Below are 18,999 nucleotides of genomic sequence, written 5' to 3' on the forward strand. Positions count from 1 at the left end.
GGCGGGCGGGGCGGAGTGCCGGGCCGCCGGGCCGTACGGGTCCTGCCCATAGGCCTGCCGCGCGGTGGACGGGTCGCCGTAGGCGCCGGACGCCGGCGGCTGGCCCTGGCCGCCGGGGGGTGCCGCGACGTCGAAGCCGGCGGCGTACCCCCGGTCGTAGCCGCGGGCCTCCTGGGGAAGCTCATACCCGGGCGTCTGGCCGCGGGCATAGTCACCGGAGTCGTAGCCACCGGCGTTGCCGCCCGGGGCGGCGGCGCCATAGCCGGCGCCACCGACGTAGCCGCCGGCGGCATACCCGCCGGCTTCGTACGAGCCGCGGTCGTAGGCGCCCTCGCCGTACGCGCTGGCGCCGTAGGCCCCGTTCTGGTAAGGGCTGTAGGCGGTGGCACCGTAGGCGCCGTTGCTCGGCCCGCCGTTGTCCGCGGGGTCAGCGCCCTGGTTGCCGGCCACCTGGTTGCCGGCCAGGTGGTTGCCGACGACGTGGTTACCGGCGGCATGGCCGCCGGCGACGTGGGTGCCGTTGCCGGCTGCGTCCTCGTACCCGGTCCGCGCGCCGCCGAGCGGGTCGGCGCCGGGGTAGGGGGAACCGGCCGGTTGGCCCGGCGGCTGCGCGTGCCCGGCGAGGTGCCCCTGCTCCGGGCGGGTCGCGGCCGCCGGCGGCCAGACCGCCGACGTGCTCCAGTCCTGACCGCCGTCCCAGCTGCGCTCGCTCCACTCCTGGCCGCCGGGCTGGGCCGCCGGTGGCCACGGCGCCGTGCCGGACCGTGGGTCCGCGTCCTCTGGGGTGCCGAATCCGTGTTCCGGCCATGGCGACACGTACGCGCCCCCCTGGCCCGCTGGCTGGCGACCGGACGGCTCGGCGGCAGAGGACGGAGTCATGGGTCCCGATTGTCGACGGTGGGAACATGTTGTGTGGAACCGGGCCGAACCCTGGCGCCCCGGCAAGGCGGGAAACGCCCTCTCGACGGGCGCCTGGACGCTCGATCGGCCCGTCAGCCCACCCACGTCTCCCCTGCCGACGACCGGTTTGCGCCGAATAGCACCATCATGTATCCGCGGCGACATGCCCAGGTCACAATCCGCGCCGGATGTGGCCGCGGGTGCGAGCGGCACCATCGAGTGTGACCCTGCTGACGATATGAGCTGGCGATGTGAGCTGAGCGGACAGCGTCAGTAGGCGGCACCCGCGCCGGGCGCGGGTGCCGTCCAGTACCGCCGCGGGCCGGCGTCGGCGCGCCGGCGCGGCGGCCCCGCGATCACCTCCGCGGACAGCACCGTCACGCCCTGGGCCGACACGATCACCGGGTCCAGGACGAGCCGCGCGACGTCGGGCAGGTCGTCGGCGAGCCGGGCGACCCGCAGGACCGTCTCCCGCAGCGCCGCGACGTCCACCGGCCGTGAGCCGCGGTACCCGGACAGCAGCGGAGCCCCCCGCACCGAACCGAGCAGCCGGTCGGCGTCTACATCGGTCAGCGGCAGGATGTGGTGCGCCCGGTCGCCGAGCAGGTCCATCGCCGGCCCCGCCAGGCCGAACGACACCAGTGGCCCGTAGCGGGGGTGCTCCTCGGAGCCCAGCACGACGGCCACACCGGCGGGCGCCATCCGCTGCACCACCAGCGGCACGTCCGGCCCGAGCTGGGCGCGCAGGGAGGCCCAGGCCGCCCGCATCGCCGTCTCGTCCGGCAGCGCGAGGCGCTGGCCGCCGAGCTCGGGCCGGTGCCGGTAGGGCCGTGACCTGGCCTTGAGTACCGCGGGCCAGCCCAGCCGGTCGGCGGCGCTCACCGCGGCGTCCTCGTTCTCCGCCCGGATCACCGGCTCGACGGGCACGCCATAGCAGCCGAGCAGCGCCGCGCTCTGCGCGTCGTCCAGCCAGCCCACCCGGCCGCCCACGAGTGCCCTGGCCGCGTCGACCCGTACGTCGAGGACCGGAACGGCGCCCAGCGGGCGCGACCTCCATTCCGCGTACGCCACCACCCGGCGCAGCGCCGCCACGGCCCCCTCCGGCGAGGGATAGGCCGGCACCGCGCCGAGCTCGGGTATCGGCGCGCCGCCGAGCACGCTGGCCAGCACCGGCATGTCCAGCCGCGCGGCGACGGCGGCGACGGCCGTGGCCAGCGGGGCGACCGGCAGCGGCGGCAGCGGGGCGACGGTGACCATCAGCGCGTCCGACCGCTCGGCGGCCGACAGCATCGCCTCGGCGTGCAGCTCCGGTGAGCTGCCAAGCTTGAGCAGGACGGACTCGACCGACAGGCCGACACCCTCGGCCGCCTCGACCGTGAGGCGAACCAGCGCGCGCGAGTCGCCGATGACGGTCACCCGGTCGCCGCTGGGCAGCGGCTGGTTGGCGAGCAGCTGCGCGACGTCGAAGCCCGCCGAGACCCGGTCGACGGCGATCACGCCGGCCTGCCGCAGCAGCGCCGCGTCCAGCTCCGAACGCCCGGCGCGCACGACCACGACCGGGAGCGAGCGCCCGACCCGGCGGGCGAGCCGGGCGAACTTGCGCGGGTTGCCGAACGTGTCCAGGTGCAGCAGCGCGACGTCGGTCGCCGGGTCGTCCTCCCAGTACTGCAGCATGTCGTTGCCGCTGACGTCGGCGCGGTCCCCGGCGGACACGAACACCGACATCCCCAGGCCGCGGGTCTCCGCGGCTGTCAGCATGGCGGTCCCCAGCGGCCCGGACTGGGAGTAACAGCCGATCCGTCCAGGAGGTGGCATCTGGGTCGTCAGCGAGGCGTTCAGGCCCGCCGCTGGGCTCTGCACTCCCAGGCTCGCGGGCCCCACCACCCGCATGCCCGCGGCTCGGGCGGCGGCCGCGAGCGTCGCCTCCGCCGGCTCGTCGCGCAGGTCCGTGATCACCACCAGGCCGCGCACGCCGTGCCGCCCGCAGGCCGCGACCGCCTCGTCGACCTCGGCCGGCGGCACGCACAGCACCGCGAGATCCACCGGGCCGTCGACGTCCTCGACGCTGGCGAACGCCCGGACCGACGAGACGGCGCCCGACCCGGCGGCCGCCACCGGGTTCACCGGGTAGACCGGGCCGTCGAACCCGCCGTTCAGCAGGTTGCGCAGCACCGCGTTGCCGGTCGCGCCGGCGCGGCGGGAGGCGCCGATCACCGCCACGGCGCGCGGGCGCAGCAGCCGTCCGATGGACGCGGCCTCGGCCCGGTGCTCCCTGGCCCGCATCACGTCCACCGACTTCTCGGTGGGGGCGATGTCGAACGACAGCCGGATCACGCTGGAATCCCAGGTCCTGGACACCTTGTAGCCGGCGTCGAGGAAGACCCGGGTCATCGTCTGGTTCTCGGCCAGCACCTCCGCGTCGAACCGGCGGACGCCACGCTCCCAGGCGGCGGCGGCGAGGTGCTCGAGCAGCACGGAGCCGAGCCCACGGCCCTGCTGGGCGTCCTCGACGAGGAACGCCACCTCGGCGCCCGCGGCCGGGCGGGTGAGCGGCCCGCCTCGGGGCGCCTCGTCCGCCACCGCGGCCGGCGTGGCCGGCGTGGCCGGCGTCTCGGCCGCAGGCACGCCCTCCCAGTGCGCGAGGGCGACGAGCTCGGCGCCGATGAGCGCGACGAGGGCGCCGCGCACCGACTGGTCGACGATCGTGAACCGGTCCACGTCGGCCGGGCTGAGCCGCCGGCGCACCCCGAAGAACCGCAGGTAGATCGAACGTTCCGACAGCCGGTCCCAGAAGGCCAGCAGCCGCGGGCCGTCGGACGGCAGGATCGGGCGGATGTGCGCGGTCCCACCGTCGGAGAGGATCACGTCGGCCTCCCAGCCCGCCGGGTACCCCGGTGGGAGCGCGGCCTGGTCAGCCACGGTGTCCGCCGACCACGAGATCGCTGACCACGGCGCCGGTGACCACGGTGTCGCTGACCACGGTGTCGCTAACGGTCACGAAGCGGGTCGAGGCCATGCAGGGGCAGCACCTCGCGGCGAGTGGCCGCGACCGCCCGGTCGAGCGCGTCGTCCGGGTCGCCCTCGCCCGCGTCCCACGGGTGGTGGGTGACCGGGCCACCGCCGTCGCCGAATGCCGCCGGCATCGCCACGCCCCGCCCAGGCGGGCGCAGCGTGGCCGCGTCCACCCGGCCAGGCGCGCACTCGCGCCACTGTTCCGGCAGCGGGCGGTCCACCGGCAGGGGCGCGTGCGCCGCGATCGCCAGCAGGTGGGTCCAGGCTCGCGGCACGACGGTCTCCAGCGCGTATCCGCCACCGCCGCAGGCGAGCCAGCGCCCGCCGGCCACCTCGTGCGCCAGGTCGTGCAGCGCCAGGTAGGAGGCCCGCTGGCCGTCGACGGTCAGCCTCAGGTCGGCGAGCGGGTCGAGGCGGTGGGTGTCGCAGCCGTGCTGGGTGACCAGCACGTCCGGCCGGAACTGGCGCAGCAGAACCGGCACCACCCCCGAGAACGCCCGCAACCAGCCGGCGTCGTCGGTGCCCGGCGGGAGCGCCACGTTGACCGCGGTCCCCTCGGCGTCCCCGGCCCCGACCTCGTCCGGGAACCCGGTGCCGGGAAAGAGGCTACGGCCCGTCTGGTGCAGCGAGATCGTGAGCACCCGCGGGTCGTCGTAGAACGCGGCCTGCACACCATCGCCGTGGTGCACGTCGATGTCGACGTAGGCGACGCGGCGGGCTCCGGCCGACAGCAGCCAGGCGATCGCCACCGCGGGGTCGTTGTAGACGCAGAACCCGCTCGCGCCGGCGCGCATCGCGTGGTGCAGGCCGCCCGCCAGCGCCACCGCGTGCTGGTGGGTACCCGACCAGACCGCCCGCGCGGCGTCGAGCGTTCCGCCGGTCACCGCGGCGGCCGCCTCGTGCATGCGCTGGAACACGGGGTTGTCCGCGGTGCCTAGCGCGAACATCGCGGCCAGCCGTGGGTTTCCCGCACCGGGGGCGCCCACGTGGCGGACCGCGGCGACGTAGGTGGGGTCGTGCACCAGCTCGATCAGCTGGTCGGACGCGAGCGAACCGGCGGCGGTCACGATCCCCGGCGACGCGAGCACACCCGCGCGCGTCGCCAGGTCCATGGTCAACGCGAGGCGCACCGGGTGTAGCGGGTGGTGCGGGCCGAAGTCGTAGCCCAGCATCGCCTCGTCCCAGACCACCAGGGTGTCCTGGCGGGGCTCGCCAGCCTGGCCGGTCCCGCCAGCCTGGCCGGGCTCGGTTCCGCCGCCGAGCCCGGCGGCGCTGCGCGCCGAGCCGTCGCTCGCGCCGCCGATCGTCTCCATGGGAAGACGGTAGCCCGCCGGTCCGCCCCGCGACGGCCTTCGGCATCGGCGAGACCCGGTCCGAGAGGTCCGCCGCGAGGTCCGCGGCCTGGGAGGTCCGGGACGCCTCGGCACCCCGTGCGGCGCCGCGCCACCGACCGGTTTCGCCGGGTGGTCCCCATCGCGGTCATCGACCGTCACGTGGTGGTAGGGGTGGAATGCCCAGGCCGATTGACTAGGGTCAGGTCACGTGGCGGGCAACGAGATGGCGCAGACCTCCGACGAGGGCACGACCGAGGTGGTGCGGGCCGGCACGCTGCTGTGGGAGCCGTCGGCCGAACGCGTACGCGACGCCGGGATGACGCACTACCTCGAGTTCCTCGCCACCGAGCATGGCCTGTCGTTCGCCGGCCCGCAGGAGCTGTGGCGGTGGTCCGCCTCCGAGCCCGGCACGTTCTGGGACACGATCTGGGACTTCTGCGGCGTCCGCGGCCAGCGAGGCGAAGGCCCCGCGCTGGCCGACGCGCGGATGCCCGGCGCGGTCTGGTTCCCTGGCGCGAAGGTGAACTATGCCGAGAACGCCCTGAGCCGGCGCGGCCCGGGGCCGGCGCTGATCGCCGTCAGGGAGGACGCGGCGACGGTCGTGATCTCCTGGGACGAGCTGCGCCGCCAGGTGGCCCGGTGCGCCGCGGGGTTGCGCCGCCTGGGGGTGCACCGCGGTGACCGGGTGGCCGCGGTCCTGCCGAACTGTGCCCACACGGTGATCCTGATGCTCGCCACCGCGAGCATAGGCGCGGTCTTCTCGAGCTGTTCGCCGGACTTCGGCCCGTCGGGGCTGGCGGACCGGTTCAGCCAGATCGCGCCGAAGGTGCTGGTCGTCGTCGACGGTTACGCCTACAACGGAACGCCGCACGACATCCTGAACAACATCGCCGAGCTGGTCGAGGTGCTGCCCGGCCTGGCCGCGACCGTCGTCGTCCCGTACGTGGCCGCCGACGTCGTCGAGCGCGCCGAGCGGCTGAACCTGCCGGGGATGACCTGGTGGGACGAGCTGGTCATCGGCCTGGAGGAGGTGCCCCAGTTCGAGCCGATGCCGTTCGCCGCCCCACTGTGGATCCTCTACTCCTCCGGCACCACCGGGCTGCCCAAGCCGATCGTGCACAGCCACGGCGGGATCCTGCTCGAGCACCTGAAGTCGCTCGCGCTCCTGCTGGACCTGGGCCCGGATGACCGCTTCTGCTGGTTCACCACCACCGGCTGGATGATGTGGAACTTCCTCGTCTCCGGCCTGCTCGTCGGGTCGACGATCGTGCTCTACGACGGCAGTCCCAGCTTTCCGGACCTGTCGACCCTGTGGCGGCTGGTCGAGGCGATCGGCCTGACCTGCCTCGGCGTGTCGGCGGCGTACCTGCACAGCTGCCTCGGCCGGGGGCTGTCCCCCTGCGTGGTCGCCGACCTGTCGACGCTGCGCACGCTCGGGTCGACCGGCTCGCCGCTGTCCACCGACGGCTACGCCTGGGTGTACGACTCGGTGAAGCCGGACATCCTGCTGACGTCGATCAGCGGCGGCACGGACGTGTGCGGGCCGCTCGCCGCGGCGCTGCCCACCATGCCGGTACGCGCCGGCGAGATCGGCCTGCGCGCGCTCGGCTGCGCCGTGGACGTCTTCGACGAGCAGGGCCGGCCGGTCGTCGACGAGGTCGGCGAGCTGGTGGTGACCGCGCCGATGCCGTCGATGCCGCTGCTGTTCTGGGGCGACCGGGACGGCTCCCGGCTGCGGGAGAGCTACTACTCGATGTATCCGGGCGTGTGGCGGCACGGCGACTTCGCCCGGCTCACCCTGGGCGGGGCCGTCGTCATCGAGGGCCGTTCGGACGCGACGCTGAACCGGGGCGGCGTCCGGCTCGGAACCGCGGAGCTGTACCGGGTGGTGGAGCGGTTCGAGGGCATCGCCGACAGCCTCGTCGTCGACACCTCCGGTCCGGGCCAGAGCGGTCAGCTGTTCCTGTTCGTCGTCCCGACCAGGCGCGGCAGCCTGACCCCGGCGCTGGGCGAGGCCCTCAAGGCCGAGATCCGTGCCGAGCTCTCCCCTCGCCACGTCCCCGACCGCGTCATCGAGGTCCTGGACATCCCCAGAACCCTCACCGGCAAGAAGCTCGAGGTCCCCGTCAAGCGCCTCCTGACCGGCGTCCCCCTGGACCGAGCCGTAAGCCTCGCGGCGGTCGCGAACCCGGAGGCGTTGGCGCCGTTCATCCGCTAGGTACCCCGCACAACGACGAAGGCCCGCCCCCGACGAGGGGGCGGGCCTTCTACTTCCTTGACCAGATCTAAGAACTGACTAGTCCAAGAACTCGCGCAGGCGGCCGGCTACGGCCGGCTTGCGGAGCTCTCGGAGGGTGTCGCGCTCGATCTGGCGGATCCGCTCGCGGGTCAGGCCGAGGCGGTTGCCGACCTCCGCGAGGGTGTGCTGCTTGCCGTCGGCGAGGCCGAACCGCAGCCGCATCACCTCGCGCTCGCGCGGCGACAGGTTGCCGAGCACGTTGTCGATCTCGTCCTGCATGGCGCCGTACGAGGCGGCGTCCGCCGGCGAGGTCGCGTCGGCATCCTCGATGAAGTCGCCGAGCACGGAGTCGCCGTCGTCGCCGACGCCGGTCTCCAGGCTGACCGTGTCCTGCGCGTACCGGCGCAGCTCCACGACCTGCTCGAGCGGCATGTCCAGCTCCAGCGCGAGCTCCTCGTCGGTCGGCTCACGGCCGAGCGTGGAGACCAGCTGTCGCTGCAGTCGAGTGATCTTGTTGATCTGCTCGACCACGTGGACCGGGATGCGGATGGTGCGAGCCTGGTCGGCGAGCGCCCGGCCGATGGCCTGACGGATCCACCAGGTCGCGTAGGTGGAGAACTTGTAACCCTTGGCGTAGTCGAACTTCTCGACGGCGCGGATCAGGCCGAGGTTGCCCTCCTGAACCAGGTCGAGCAGCGTCATGCCTCGGCCGCTGTACTTCTTCGCGACCGAGACGACGAGACGCAGGTTCGCCGAGACGAGTTGCTGCTTCGCGGCCTCGCCGTCGCGGACGAGTTGCTTGAGGTCCCGACGCAGGTCGGTCCCGAGCTCCTCGGCCGTGGCCAGCTTGTGTTCCGCGAACAGCCCAGCCTCGACGCGCTTGGAGAGTTCGACCTCCTGGGCGGCGTTGAGCAGTGGGACTCGACCGATCTCGCGCAGGTACATGCGCACGAGGTCGGCGGTGCCCGCATGCTCGGTCGTCGTCCGGCCGGTCTCCGCGGGTTGGGAGGCGCGTTCGCCCTCCTCTTCCTCGAGGACGTCGACGCCGGCGGCCGTCAGCCGAGCGACCAGCGCCGGCAGAAGCTCGGTACCGACATCGGCGGACTCGAGGGCCTCGCGCAGCTCAGACCGGCTGACCTCGCCGGACTCACGGCCGCGCGCTATCAGGTCGGCGACCGCGCTGACGTCGAGCTCATCGATGTCCTCGGCGACCGCCGTCAGGGTACGGCCGGAGGAAGAACGGGCAGCAGTCGACCGACGCGGGCGCCGCGCGCTGGTACGCGCGCGCGGGGCGTCGTCGTGAAGGTCCAGAGCAGGCAGCGTCATCAGTGATAGATCCGAAGGTCGGTGCGGGTGGGTCGTCGTCCTTGCACGTGGAGGTAACGTCTGACGACGCGAACCGATTCCCCGCGCAGGCACAGCCGGACGGCAGTGAACGCCGGGCCTACGCCGCAGTGTAGACCCTCACCCTCGGGGCACTGAACCCGCTTGTCGCGAAGACTACCCCGCAGATCGGCACCTGTGGTCAGAACAACCAACTATCTGGGTAGCACTTCCCCGGCGCCAGCGCTCCTCGGGCTGCTTTAGGTAACGCCACGAAGTAAGGCCAATACCCTCGGCGCAGAAACCCACATCACGCCGCGCGGCCCGACCCTCCCTCGGGACATCCCCTTGCCCGACCCAGACGGAGTACCCGGCGCGCCGGGCCTAATCGGGCCAATCGGCGTGACCCACGCCACATCTTTGCGACACGCCATAGGCCCGCGGCCCGGATTCCCTCCGAGGGGAGCTAGCCGATCGGGGGCGAAGGCAGCTGGTCGCTGGCGCGCCGGGCGTCCGGCACCCCGGAAACCCCCAGCCGGGAGGCCGCGCGCGCCGCGGTGGCCTCGATCTCCGGCAGGTCCGGCCGGGCCAGCAGGTCCACCAGCAGCGCGGCCGTCCAGGAGAAGCTGTTGCTGCCCGCGCCCGTGCCGTCCAGCGGCGAGTAGTACTCGAACATCTGGCCCGAGCCCGAGATCAGGTTCAGGATGCCCGCTCGTAGCTCCCGGGCCGCGTCCAGCCGGCCGTACCGTTCCAGGCCGTCGGCGAGCAGCCAGTTGATGTTGATCCACGCGGGGCCCTGCCAGTAGCAGCGCGGCAGGAAGGCGGGGTCGTCCGCGGGCACGCTAGCCACGCCGTACCGCGGCCAGTACCGAGGCGACGTCATGGCCTTCACCAGGCCGTCGACCCGGTCATCGGGAACGACGCCGGCGTACAGCGGAAGGAAACCGCCGACGGTCTCATGCAGCAGCAGTTCGCCGGTGCGGAAGTCCCGGCTGTAGTACGTCGACTCCGACCAGAGCCGTTCGATCGCCTCCCGGCAGCGGCGCATCGAGCGGGTCAGCTGCTTCGGCAGCTTCACCCCCACCTCGGCGGCGATCTCGACGAGGTGGTCGTTGGCCCGCACCAGGATCGCGTTGAACGCGACGTCCTGGACCAGCGGCACGTCGGTCTCCCGGATGCTGCGGAACGAGTAGCACGACCGCCGCAGCTCCCGGACGACGCGGTACAGCGTGAACAGGTCCGCCGAGGTGAGCCGCTCCTCGGCCGGCACCTCCTTCGCGTCCCGGCGCAGCGCGTCGAGTGCCTCCGCCGTGCCCAGCCGGCGCAGCACCTTCACCCGGCGCGGGGTGATGGGCAGCGTGGCCTCCATCCACGGCGGCGTGTTGTCCATCCCGGACTCCCACGAGTGCACCAGCGTGACGAGGCCGTCGTCGTCGGGGTCACGCTCGGTGTGCAGGAACTGGTGGAAGCGGATCAGGCCGGGAAGCAGCGCGCGGTAGAAGTCGGCGCGGGCCTTCGGGTCCAGCATCTCGCCCACGCGGACGGCGGCCTCGGCGATCATCGGCGGCTGGGTGATGCCGGTGCTCTGCGCACCCGATGCCGTCGTCACGTACCGGTCGCAGCGCCAGCGCTGCGGGCCGGCGTGGTAGAAGTCGTCGACCTCGGCGAAGATCACGTGCGGGATCATGCCGTTCGGCCATTGACCGCGCAGCAGGGAAAGCACCTCGGCGGCGGCCCGCTCGGCGTCGATGTGCCGCAGCCCGATCGCGATGAAGCAGGAGTCCCAGAGCCACTGGTGTGGGTAGAGGGTGGGGGATGGCCTGGTGACGTCGCCGAGGTCGTTTCCGTGCAGTACCTCGAGCGCGGTCGCGCGCAGGGCCTGCAGGCTAGGAGACAGCGTGGGAACGGGGGCACCGGGGGACGTCGGAACAGGCATCGTGCGAGGGTATCGACCTTCTGTTGCGCCGACGCTTCGTACCCGGTAGAAGCGCCACAGCCGCGGAGTTTCCTTCCCCGTCCGGACCAGTTCCGCGTCCATCAGGACAAAACAGCGGATTCGGTCGTGAACGGGCCAATCTGGTTCGCCCGCTCACGTTGATCCGTATCCGGATAGGCGCGCTCCCCAACGACTTGTCCCGCCAATGCCTGATCGTCCTTTCGGTCACCCGTCACGCGCCTGTCGCGTACCCGTCGCGGACCCGGGCGCGCCGGCCCGCCCGCGCGCCTGGGCGGGAAGCCCGCGCCCCGACCGTCAGGACCGTCAGGCCTCGGCTTCGATGACCACCGCGCGAGCCCACGCGGGCGGGTTCCCGTGGCCGCCGGGCTGGGCGCCGTCACGCAGGAGGCCGACGACGACGCGGATCCCGGGCGGGGGCCGGTCTGGCCACGGCGTATAGCCGTCGGTGAGCACGATGACGGTCGACGGGCGGGGCCGCAGCGCCGCGGCGGCGGCGATGCCGGCGCCCATGTCGGTGCCGCCCCCGCCGGCGAGCCGGACCTGACCGGCCCGGCTGACCCGTCGCAGCGTGTGCACGGTGGTGTCGACCGCGAGCACCCGCACCCCGTCCGCGCGTAGCCCGGCTCGCACCAGAATGCCGTCGATCTCGGCGAGCGCCCGCGCGAGCAGGCCGTCATGCATGGAGCCCGAGGTGTCGCACACGATCGCCACCTCGGGAACGGGCCGCCGCATCGTGGGCAGCACGACGCCCGGCACGGCACGGGCCCGCCGGGACGGCCGGCGGTAGCTGTAGTCGACCGCGCCGGCCGCGGCGCTGATCGCGGAGCGGATCTCGGCGGCGAGCGCCCGTCGCCAGTCGACCCGGGAGGGCAGCACGGCCTCGGCCCACCGCAGCCAGCCGCCGGCGACCGTGCCCGGCTCGGTTCCCTGCTGCCGTTGGATGTCCGCGGCGACGGTGAGCCGCAGCAGGTCACCCTGCGGACCCGAGAGCCCGCCGGGCGAGCCGTCGCGCGGTCCGGGCGAACCATCGCACTGGCCGTCCCAGGGCCGGTCCCCGGCATCGGCTCCGGACCCGCAGTCCCAGTGCCGGGGCCCGTCCGCCGCTACCTGGTAGTAGGCCTCGGCGAGCAACCCGTCCGAGGCGCCGAGATCCGCCGGCAGGTCGGGGGCCACGGTCGGCCGGCAGCCGTCGACCTGGAGATCGTCGTTGATCTCCGCGTCGGCGCACCGGTTCCAGCGGGCGCGGCTCTCGTCCTCGGCGACGCGGTTCGCCTCGGCGCGGGCCGCGTGATCGCGGATCAGGTGGCTGGTGAGATGGATGAACAGCCGGCCAAGCTCGGCCGGATCGAAGCCGGCCAGCAGGTCCGGGTCGACGTGCAGCCGCCACGCCCGGTCGACGGCTATCGTGCCGCTTCCGGGCGCAGGCTCCACGGCGCAGGCGAACAGCGCCCTGGCCAGGTAAGGCTGGCGGTGGACCGCCCAGACCCGCGCGGCGGCGATCTTCGTCCGTTCCGGCCCGGCCAGGGTGCTCATCCCAGCAGGCCGGCCTCGCGCAGCAGCGGGGCGAACGCGGCCACCTCGGGCGGGACCGGGGCGCCGGGCGGCCGGCAGCGGACCAGCGTGCGGGCGGCGGCCGCGGCGACGTCGGGAGCCGCGCCGGCGGCACGCCCGAAGGCCCGCCAGCCCCGCTCCCAACGCCCCGAGCTCGGGTCCGCGGCGACCACCGCCGCGATCGAGGACAGCGCCGCATAGGCCCGGTCACCCCGCTCGGGCAGCACGAACGAGTCCGGGTCCGCGAGCACCGCCTCGGGGTCGGGCAGGTCCGCCTCGACCAGCCAGGTCAGGAGCTCCGCCCCCGCGCCCGGCCCGACGCAGCCGCGGACCAGCAGCGAGACGACCGTGTCGTCGACGTCGCAGGACCGCGCGGCGGCGAGCAGTCGCGCCGTCATCTCCCAGGTCCGCGGGCTCGGCCACGCCCGGCCGGCGGTCACGGCCGCCTCGGGCACGGCGATGGTCAGCTCCGGTCGCACGGTCAGGAACCCGGCCACCCAGCTGCGGGCCACCGGGATCCGTTCGGCCCAGTCGGCGGCGAACCGGGGCGGCGGGACGGTCGGCCAGCCGCCGACGAATCCGTCGGCCACGGCGCGCGCGTCCAGCGGCCAGTCCAGATGGCAGAACCGGTTGGCCAGCGGCGCGGAGAGATCCCAGCCGTCGGCGGCCTGCTCCGGCGGGTTGGCCGCGGCCACCACCGAGACCTCGGCGGGCAGGGTGAGATCACCGACGGTGCGTTCCAGCACGACCCGCAGCAGCGCGGCCTGCACCGCCGGGGGCGCGGTGGAGATCTCGTCGAAGAACACCAGCCCGTGCCCGGCGCCGACCAGCCGCGATGCCCACCGGGGCGGGGCGAACTCCACCCGGGCCGTCCCGTCGACGCCGGTCACGATCGGCAGCCCGGCGAAGTCCGACGGCTCCCGGATCGAGGAGATCACCGTCTCGCATGGCCAGCCCGCCGCCTCGGCCATCGCCCGGACCGCCGAGGTCTTGCCCGTGCCGGGAGGACCCCAGAGCAGCACGGGGACCCTGGCCGCGACGGCGAGGCCGAGCGCCTTGGTTACGGAGGACTGACCACTCACATCCGCAGTGTGGCAGGCTTTCCGAAGTGGACGGATTTGACGGTGAGCTCTACCTCCGCCTGCTCGGGGAGAGAGCTTTGCTCTCCGGTGGGAACCAGCAGCCGCACGGTGACCCGCTGGTCGAGCAGGCCCGGGCCCTGGCGACCGTCGGCGCGGTCGCCGCCCCGGTGGCGCGCCGCGTCGTCGAGGACTACGCCCGCGTCCGCGCGCTGCGTGGCCTGGGCGGGCCAGCTCACGTCGGGCCACCCTCGGCCTTCGGGCCACCCTCGGCCACGGCTCAGGGGCCTCGCCGGATCGCCCTGTGCCACCGCGTGATCAGGCAGCCGACGGGTGATCTGGAGATCCGCTACGTCATCCTCAGCCAGGCCGAGACCCGCCTCGCCATCATCTTCCGATCGAATGCCCAGGTCCCGCCCCACGTGGGGGGCCGCCCAGCGGCCATGCCGATCGGCGTCACCGGGGTGCCCTCGATCACCGTGACCGACGACTACGGAAACACGGTCACCTCGTCGGAGTTCTCCGGCGGCGGCACGGCCCTTCAGTGGCGCGGGTCCCTGACGCTGCGGCCCGCGCTGGCGCCCGACACCACCTGGATCGAGCTCTACGGAGAGCGCGTCGAGCTCGGCCCGAGCCTGGGCGACCGGATGGTCACGATCGAGGACCTCACCGAGGCCGACGCGGTCGAGCGCTACCTGGCCCAGTGCCTGGCCGGAACCGGTTTCAGGAGTCCCCAGTCCCGCTCGCTGCCCGAGGCCCTCGAGGCCCTGACCGCCGCAGGCCTCGTCGATCCCGCCGATCCCGCGATCGCCGCCACCCACGCGGTCCACGAGGCGCTCACCCAGGTCGGCCGCCAGCTCATCCCGCCGCCCGCGTGGCAGCAGGCCCCGCCGCCCGCACGGAGGCAGGCCCCACCGCCCGCACCGCCACACGTCCCGCCGCCCCCGGGGGCGACCGAACCGTGGCGCTCGCTGCTCGCCCGCCGCGGCGACACCGGCGGGCCGGCGGGGACCCTGTTCGTCGGCGTGGCCACACCGGTGTTCGACCAGGTCAGCGCCGTCCTCATGGACCTCACCTCCACCGATGCCGGATTCCAGTGCGACGTCGAGCTCTCCGGCCCATTCGAGGTCGGCATGGCCGGCGGCTCCACCCTCGACCAGGTCTTCGTGACGTTCTCCGCGCTCGACGACCGCGGCAACGTCCACCTGGGCCGGTTCGGCAGCTGGAGCGGCGGCGGCGGCATCGTCTCCGGCACCCTCGGCTTCTGGCCGGCGCTCGACCCGAAGGCCACGCGGCTCGACATCATCCTCACCACCGACCGGGCCCGGGCCGTCATCGCCGTGCCCCTGACCTGGGACGACGCGCGGTGACACCCTCCTGGTGGGCCGGCCTGACACCCCTCGAGGAGACGATCCTCTGCGGCGACGCCAACCACCGGCTCCGGTGGTCCGAGGGCGAGCTCGGCACGCCCGACCACGACGACCCCGACGGCGAACGCACGCTCGCCGCGCTCGGCGGTCAGCCCATGCCCTGCATCCAGATCCTCGACGCCTGGCAGCGCCACCGCGCTGATCTCGACGTACTGCTGCTCGCGAGCCGCGGCGCCGCCGACCACCTCGACCCCCGAGCCATCGGGGTCACAGGTGGGCCTGGTGGTCTGAATGTCCCAGCCAGAGCTGTCGCGGCCACCTTCGGGTCGCCAGGCCCATGGCCCGCGCCGCCGGGCCCGCCGTGGCCCGGCGCGGTGTCCGGCGGCCAGGGCGCCTTCGTCAGCCACAGCCACTTCTTCTACGGCGGCGGCTTCAGCCACGGAGGCGTCTCAGGCCCGGGACCACACCAGAACGACGAGCCGCTCCCCATGCTGCTGCGGCTACCCGGCGCGCTGCCCGACCGGCTCGTCGCCACCGTCGTCGCCACCTGGGCGCAGCGGATCGCCGACGACGACCCGCGGGTCACCGCGGCGCTCCCCGCGCTGCACGCCGCCCTGTACGGCCGTGCGCTGACCGCCGCCCGCGGATGGCTCGGCGGCGGCGCCACACTCGACGTCCGCCTGGCCGCCTCGCCAGCCGCCGCCCGCCGAACCGACGGCGTCATCGCCATCGAGCTGCCGTTCAGCTGGCTACGTGACGTCTGGGCCCGCGGCTTCGCCACCCTCGCCGGCCGCTTCTGCCTCACCGCCCAGCCCGGCCCGCCCGGCGACTGGACCTTCACCACCGTCGCCGCCGACTTCGGCCAGCCCCAGAAGGTCACCCTCCGCACCTGGTGACGGCGCGCGGTTCCGGGCCGTTCAGCGGGCGGCCGCCGGGCGGGCCGCCGCGTCGTTGATGACACGCACCAGCTGGGCGCCGCCCTCGGCGAGCGTGCCGTCGTTCTCGATCACCGCGTCGACCCGGTGGCCCGGGGCCGGGTCCTGGCGGGCCAGGCGCTGCCCGATACCGGGTTCGGGCTCGCGGCCCCGGGCGCGCAGTCGCCGCGCGCGAACCTCCGCTGACACGGTCACCCGGACGACGACGAGCCGCCGGTAGCGGCCGGCAAGCTCGTCGATCACGGCGCGGGAGACGTTGACGACCACGACGCGGCCGTCGCGTACCTCGGCGTCGACCGACGCCAGGATGCCGTAACGGAGGCCATGCGCCTGCCAGTACACGGCGAAGTCACCGCGGTCGCGGGCCTGGGCGAACAGCTCCTCGCTCACCGGCTCGTGGTCCTCCCCGGGCCCCGGCGGGCGGGTGATGATCCGCCGGGGAAAGCGGGCGAGGTCACCGGAATGCTCGCGGGCATACGACAGCAGGGCATCCTTGCCGACGCCACTGGCACCCACGACCGCGACGAACGCGCCGGGCCCGATCGGCTCGCTCACCGCATCTCGAGTTCGCTCCGCCGCCGCGCTCACGCCACCCGCTGCCCTTCGCGGTACACGCCGCGGACGACGGGCACGCGCAGCCCTCGCGGGTGGAGCTCGGTCCCCGGCAGGTCGTGTGCGCACACCCGCGCCAGGTCGGCGCGCCTGCCGACCGTGATCTCGCCGCGGTCGTCGAGGCCGACCGACCGCGCCGGGTTGCCGCTGACCAGCGCCGCGCCCTCGGGCAGCCCGATCGCGCCGTCGGCGGCCAGCTGGAAGACGGCCTGCAGCGGGCTCGACGGCACGTAGTCGGACGAGAGGATGTGCAGCAGCCCGAGCTCGAGCAGCTCGGCCGCGGCCACGTTGCCCGACTGGCTGCCGCCGCGGACGATGTTGGGGGCGCCCATGACGATCTGCTGGCCACGCTTCACGGCCTCGGCGGCGGCGAGCACGGTGGTCGGGAACTCGGAGATGCACCCCCCGAGAGCCACCGACTCGGCGACGTGGTCGGCCGTCGCGTCGTCGTGGGTGGCCAGCGGGATCCCGCGCTCGGCGGCGAGCGCCGCGATCGCGCGGCGGTGGCCGTCGGCGTAGCGCGCCGACCGTTCGATGAGGGGACCGACGTAGCCGTCGAACTCGGCCTCCGTGATGTTGCCCTTGCCGACCTGGTACCGCTTGAACACCTCGATGTCCGCGTACTGGCGCTGGCCGGGGGTGTGGTCCATCAGGGAGACCAGCCGCACATACGGGTCGTCCACGAACACACCGAACGAGTCGAGGCAGTCCTCGGCGGACACCTCGCAGCGCACGTGGATCGCGTGCTCCGCACGCAGCAGGCCCGCGTCGGCCGCCAGCTCGATCGAGTCCGCCAGGTGCCGGGCATGCTCTGTCGCCACGTCGCTCTTGCCGGATGAGCCGGCACCGATGCGCACCGCGTCGAGAACCGTGGTCGCGCCGCCGGCCGTCAGCTGCGCGTCGCTGGCGAGCACGGCGGGCAGCGGGTCCCACCGCACGCCCGGCCGCGGGGAGAAGTGGTATTCCAGGTGGTCGGTGTGCAGCTCGACCCCGCCGGGCAGCAGGTAGTCGCCGTCCAGGTCCTCGCCGACGCCGGTCTGGCCCGAGCTGATGCCGGCGATCAGGCCGTCGCGGATCACGACCGAGCCGTGCAGGATCTCCTCGGGCAGGACGATGCGGGCGTTGCGGAGCACAGTTTCGCGCGTCATCTCGTTCCTTCGCTGACTGTGGAGACTTCGGCAGGTACGGGTGCGGGTTCGGATCCGGGTGCGCAAACAGGTGGGGAAGCGGGGATCGGCCGCAGCGGATGCACCGCGTGCAGCGCGAACGGGGCGCCGGGCTCGGCCTCCGTGAACAGGGCGAGCGCATCGATGCGGACGGTGGCGCCGAGCGAGGCGGCGAACCAGCCGCTCAGGGCGCGTTCCACGTCCGGCTGCCGTCGTGGCGGTATGCCGTCGGTGAGGGTGAGGTGGAAACGGAACTCGTCGAGCACGTACGGGTAGCCCCAGGCCCCCAGCAGTTCGCGCTGGCGCGGCGTGAGCGAGGCCGGCTTGCGGCGGGCGAGCTCGGCCTCGGTCGCCGGGGCGCGGAAGCCGTCGAAACCGGTCACCACGTCGTCGGCGAGCGCGTACAGTTCCGCCGCTTCCGCCCCTGGTACCAGGGCGAAGAAGCTGCCGAGGCGCGCGAGAGACAGCCGCGGGATCGTCACGCCGGCCCGCCCCGCCGCGAAGGACGCGCACGCGGCGTCGAGCTCGTCGGGCGTGCGGCCCTCGGCGAGGCGGAACGGCGCCTTGAGCGTGGCGTGGAAGCCGTATCGGCGCGCGTCGACCGTCATCGCGTCGACCGTCTCGCGGGTCCAGCCGGCGGGGACGCCGGGTGTGACCGGCTCCCCCGAGACGGCGCGGCCCAGCCACCGCTCGGCTTTCTCGCGCAGCGCCACGGCCGCGGCGTCCGTCGGACCGGTGCCCGGCGCCGCGTAGATCGCGAACCGTGCGGTCACGCCGCCGCCCCGACGGCCGGGGCGAACATCTCCACGGGAAGGACGCGGTCGGCGACCGCCTCGCGCACCGCCGCGTCGTGGAAGATGCCGAGCATCGCGACGCCCCGCGCGCGCTTCTCGCGGATCAGCTCGGTGACGACGTCGCGGTTGCGCGCGTCGAGCGAGGCGGTGGGCTCGTCCAGCAGCAGCAGTGGCAGCTCGGTCACGAACCCACGCGCGATGTTGACCCGCTGCTGCTCGCCGCCGGAGAAGGTGGCCGGCGGCAGGCTCCACAGCCGCTCGGGGATGGCGAGCCGGGCGAGCAACTCCGCCGCTCGCTCGCGTGCCCGCGCCGCGGGCACGCCGCGCTCGACGAGCGGCTCGGCGACGACCTGCAGGGCGCCGACGCGTGGCACGCAGCGCAGGAACTGGCTGACGTAACCCATCGTGTCGCGACGGGCGCCGAGAACCTGGCGCGGGTCGGCGGCGGCGATGTCGATGACGCCGCCGTCGGCAGTGGCGCCCGGGCGGCGCAGGACGATGCTGCCGCGGTCGGCGGCGTAGTTGCCGTAGACCATCTTGAGGATCGAGCTCTTGCCGGCGCCCGAGACTCCCCCGAGCGCGACGCACTCGCCGGCGTGCACCTCGAAGGTCAGCCCGCGCAGCACGGGCAGGCGCTGGTCGCCCTGCAGGTGCATGGTGAAGGTCTTGTCGACGCCGGAGACGGCGAGGATCGGCGGGGCCGCAGCCGCTGGGACAGCCATGGTCT

General features: G+C 73.9%; 13 protein-coding genes and 1 pseudogene. 3 read left to right on the plus strand and 11 right to left on the minus strand.

Annotated elements, in window-relative coordinates; genetic code table 11:
* The 3 genes and pseudogenes from FRCN3DRAFT_RS55590 to FRCN3DRAFT_RS0234595 form a co-directional block, all read right to left on the minus strand.
* A pseudogene (locus FRCN3DRAFT_RS55590) lies at window positions 1–879 on the minus strand (hypothetical protein); the annotation flags it as partial.
* A gap of 291 nt (window positions 880–1,170) precedes the next feature.
* Window positions 1,171–3,819, minus strand: coding sequence for a bifunctional acetate--CoA ligase family protein/GNAT family N-acetyltransferase (locus FRCN3DRAFT_RS0234585; protein WP_007513331.1), 2,649 nt, complete (start codon window positions 3,817–3,819; stop codon window positions 1,171–1,173).
* 68 nt (window positions 3,820–3,887) lie between these two features.
* Window positions 3,888–5,225 (minus strand): acetoin utilization protein AcuC, encoded by a 1,338-nt coding sequence (locus FRCN3DRAFT_RS0234595; protein ID WP_007513333.1) that lies wholly within the window; start codon window positions 5,223–5,225, stop codon window positions 3,888–3,890.
* 244 nt (window positions 5,226–5,469) lie between these two features.
* Between FRCN3DRAFT_RS0234595 and FRCN3DRAFT_RS0234605 the strand changes: the two genes are divergently transcribed.
* Complete coding sequence (locus FRCN3DRAFT_RS0234605; protein ID WP_007513334.1) at window positions 5,470–7,464, plus strand: acetoacetate--CoA ligase; 1,995 nt, start codon at window positions 5,470–5,472, stop codon at window positions 7,462–7,464.
* Window positions 7,465–7,542: 78 nt separating this feature from the next.
* Here FRCN3DRAFT_RS0234605 and FRCN3DRAFT_RS0234610 read toward each other — a convergent pair whose 3' ends face one another.
* The 4 genes from FRCN3DRAFT_RS0234610 to FRCN3DRAFT_RS0234625 all read right to left on the minus strand — a co-directional run bounded on the left by FRCN3DRAFT_RS0234610 (window position 7,543) and on the right by FRCN3DRAFT_RS0234625 (window position 13,398).
* Window positions 7,543–8,811 (minus strand): RNA polymerase sigma factor, encoded by a 1,269-nt coding sequence (locus FRCN3DRAFT_RS0234610; RefSeq protein ID WP_007513335.1) that lies wholly within the window; start codon window positions 8,809–8,811, stop codon window positions 7,543–7,545.
* A gap of 463 nt (window positions 8,812–9,274) precedes the next feature.
* Window positions 9,275–10,744 carry an amylo-alpha-1,6-glucosidase gene (locus tag FRCN3DRAFT_RS0234615; RefSeq protein WP_106410573.1) on the minus strand — a complete coding sequence of 490 codons (1,470 nt, stop codon included), beginning with the start codon at window positions 10,742–10,744 and terminating at the stop codon, window positions 9,275–9,277.
* A gap of 324 nt (window positions 10,745–11,068) precedes the next feature.
* Entirely contained in the window at window positions 11,069–12,298 is a 1,230-nt protein-coding gene (locus FRCN3DRAFT_RS0234620; RefSeq protein ID WP_007513337.1) for a vWA domain-containing protein, read from the minus strand.
* Window positions 12,295–13,398, minus strand: a complete 1,104-nt coding sequence (locus FRCN3DRAFT_RS0234625; RefSeq protein ID WP_007513339.1) for an AAA family ATPase — start codon at window positions 13,396–13,398, stop codon at window positions 12,295–12,297. Before FRCN3DRAFT_RS0234625 ends, FRCN3DRAFT_RS0234620 begins: the two co-directional genes overlap by 4 nt.
* Before the next feature lie 26 nt (window positions 13,399–13,424).
* Here FRCN3DRAFT_RS0234625 and FRCN3DRAFT_RS0234630 point away from each other — a divergent pair, with 26 nt between their 5' ends.
* On the plus strand, window positions 13,425–14,765 hold the full coding sequence (locus FRCN3DRAFT_RS0234630) for a hypothetical protein (protein WP_007513341.1): 1,341 nt from the start codon (window positions 13,425–13,427) through the stop codon (window positions 14,763–14,765).
* Window positions 14,762–15,661, plus strand: a complete 900-nt coding sequence (locus tag FRCN3DRAFT_RS0234635) for a hypothetical protein (protein ID WP_007513342.1) — start codon at window positions 14,762–14,764, stop codon at window positions 15,659–15,661. Before FRCN3DRAFT_RS0234630 ends, FRCN3DRAFT_RS0234635 begins: the two co-directional genes overlap by 4 nt.
* 21 nt (window positions 15,662–15,682) lie before the next feature.
* On the opposite strand, the gene phnN is transcribed toward FRCN3DRAFT_RS0234635, so the two are convergent.
* Genes phnN through phnL form a run of 4 tightly spaced genes read right to left on the minus strand, consistent with a single transcriptional unit; the run spans window position 15,683 to window position 18,994 of the window.
* Window positions 15,683–16,255 (minus strand): phosphonate metabolism protein/1,5-bisphosphokinase (PRPP-forming) PhnN, encoded by a 573-nt coding sequence (gene phnN, locus FRCN3DRAFT_RS0234640; protein WP_007513345.1) that lies wholly within the window; start codon window positions 16,253–16,255, stop codon window positions 15,683–15,685.
* Window positions 16,256–16,284: 29 nt separating this feature from the next.
* A complete protein-coding gene (locus tag FRCN3DRAFT_RS0234645; RefSeq protein WP_007513346.1) occupies window positions 16,285–17,460 on the minus strand; it encodes an alpha-D-ribose 1-methylphosphonate 5-triphosphate diphosphatase in 1,176 nt (391 codons plus the stop codon).
* A complete protein-coding gene (locus FRCN3DRAFT_RS0234650) occupies window positions 17,457–18,251 on the minus strand; it encodes a DUF1045 domain-containing protein (RefSeq protein ID WP_007513349.1) in 795 nt (264 codons plus the stop codon). The genes FRCN3DRAFT_RS0234645 and FRCN3DRAFT_RS0234650 overlap by 4 nt, the downstream gene beginning before the upstream one ends.
* Window positions 18,248–18,994 carry a phosphonate C-P lyase system protein PhnL gene (phnL, locus tag FRCN3DRAFT_RS0234655; RefSeq protein ID WP_007513350.1) on the minus strand — a complete coding sequence of 249 codons (747 nt, stop codon included), beginning with the start codon at window positions 18,992–18,994 and terminating at the stop codon, window positions 18,248–18,250. The genes FRCN3DRAFT_RS0234650 and phnL overlap by 4 nt, the downstream gene beginning before the upstream one ends.
* Between the last annotated feature and the right edge of the window lie 5 nt (window positions 18,995–18,999).

The organism is Pseudofrankia saprophytica (assembly GCF_000235425.2).
In the GTDB taxonomy this organism is placed as follows: Bacteria; Actinomycetota; Actinomycetes; order Frankiales; family Frankiaceae; genus Pseudofrankia; species Pseudofrankia saprophytica.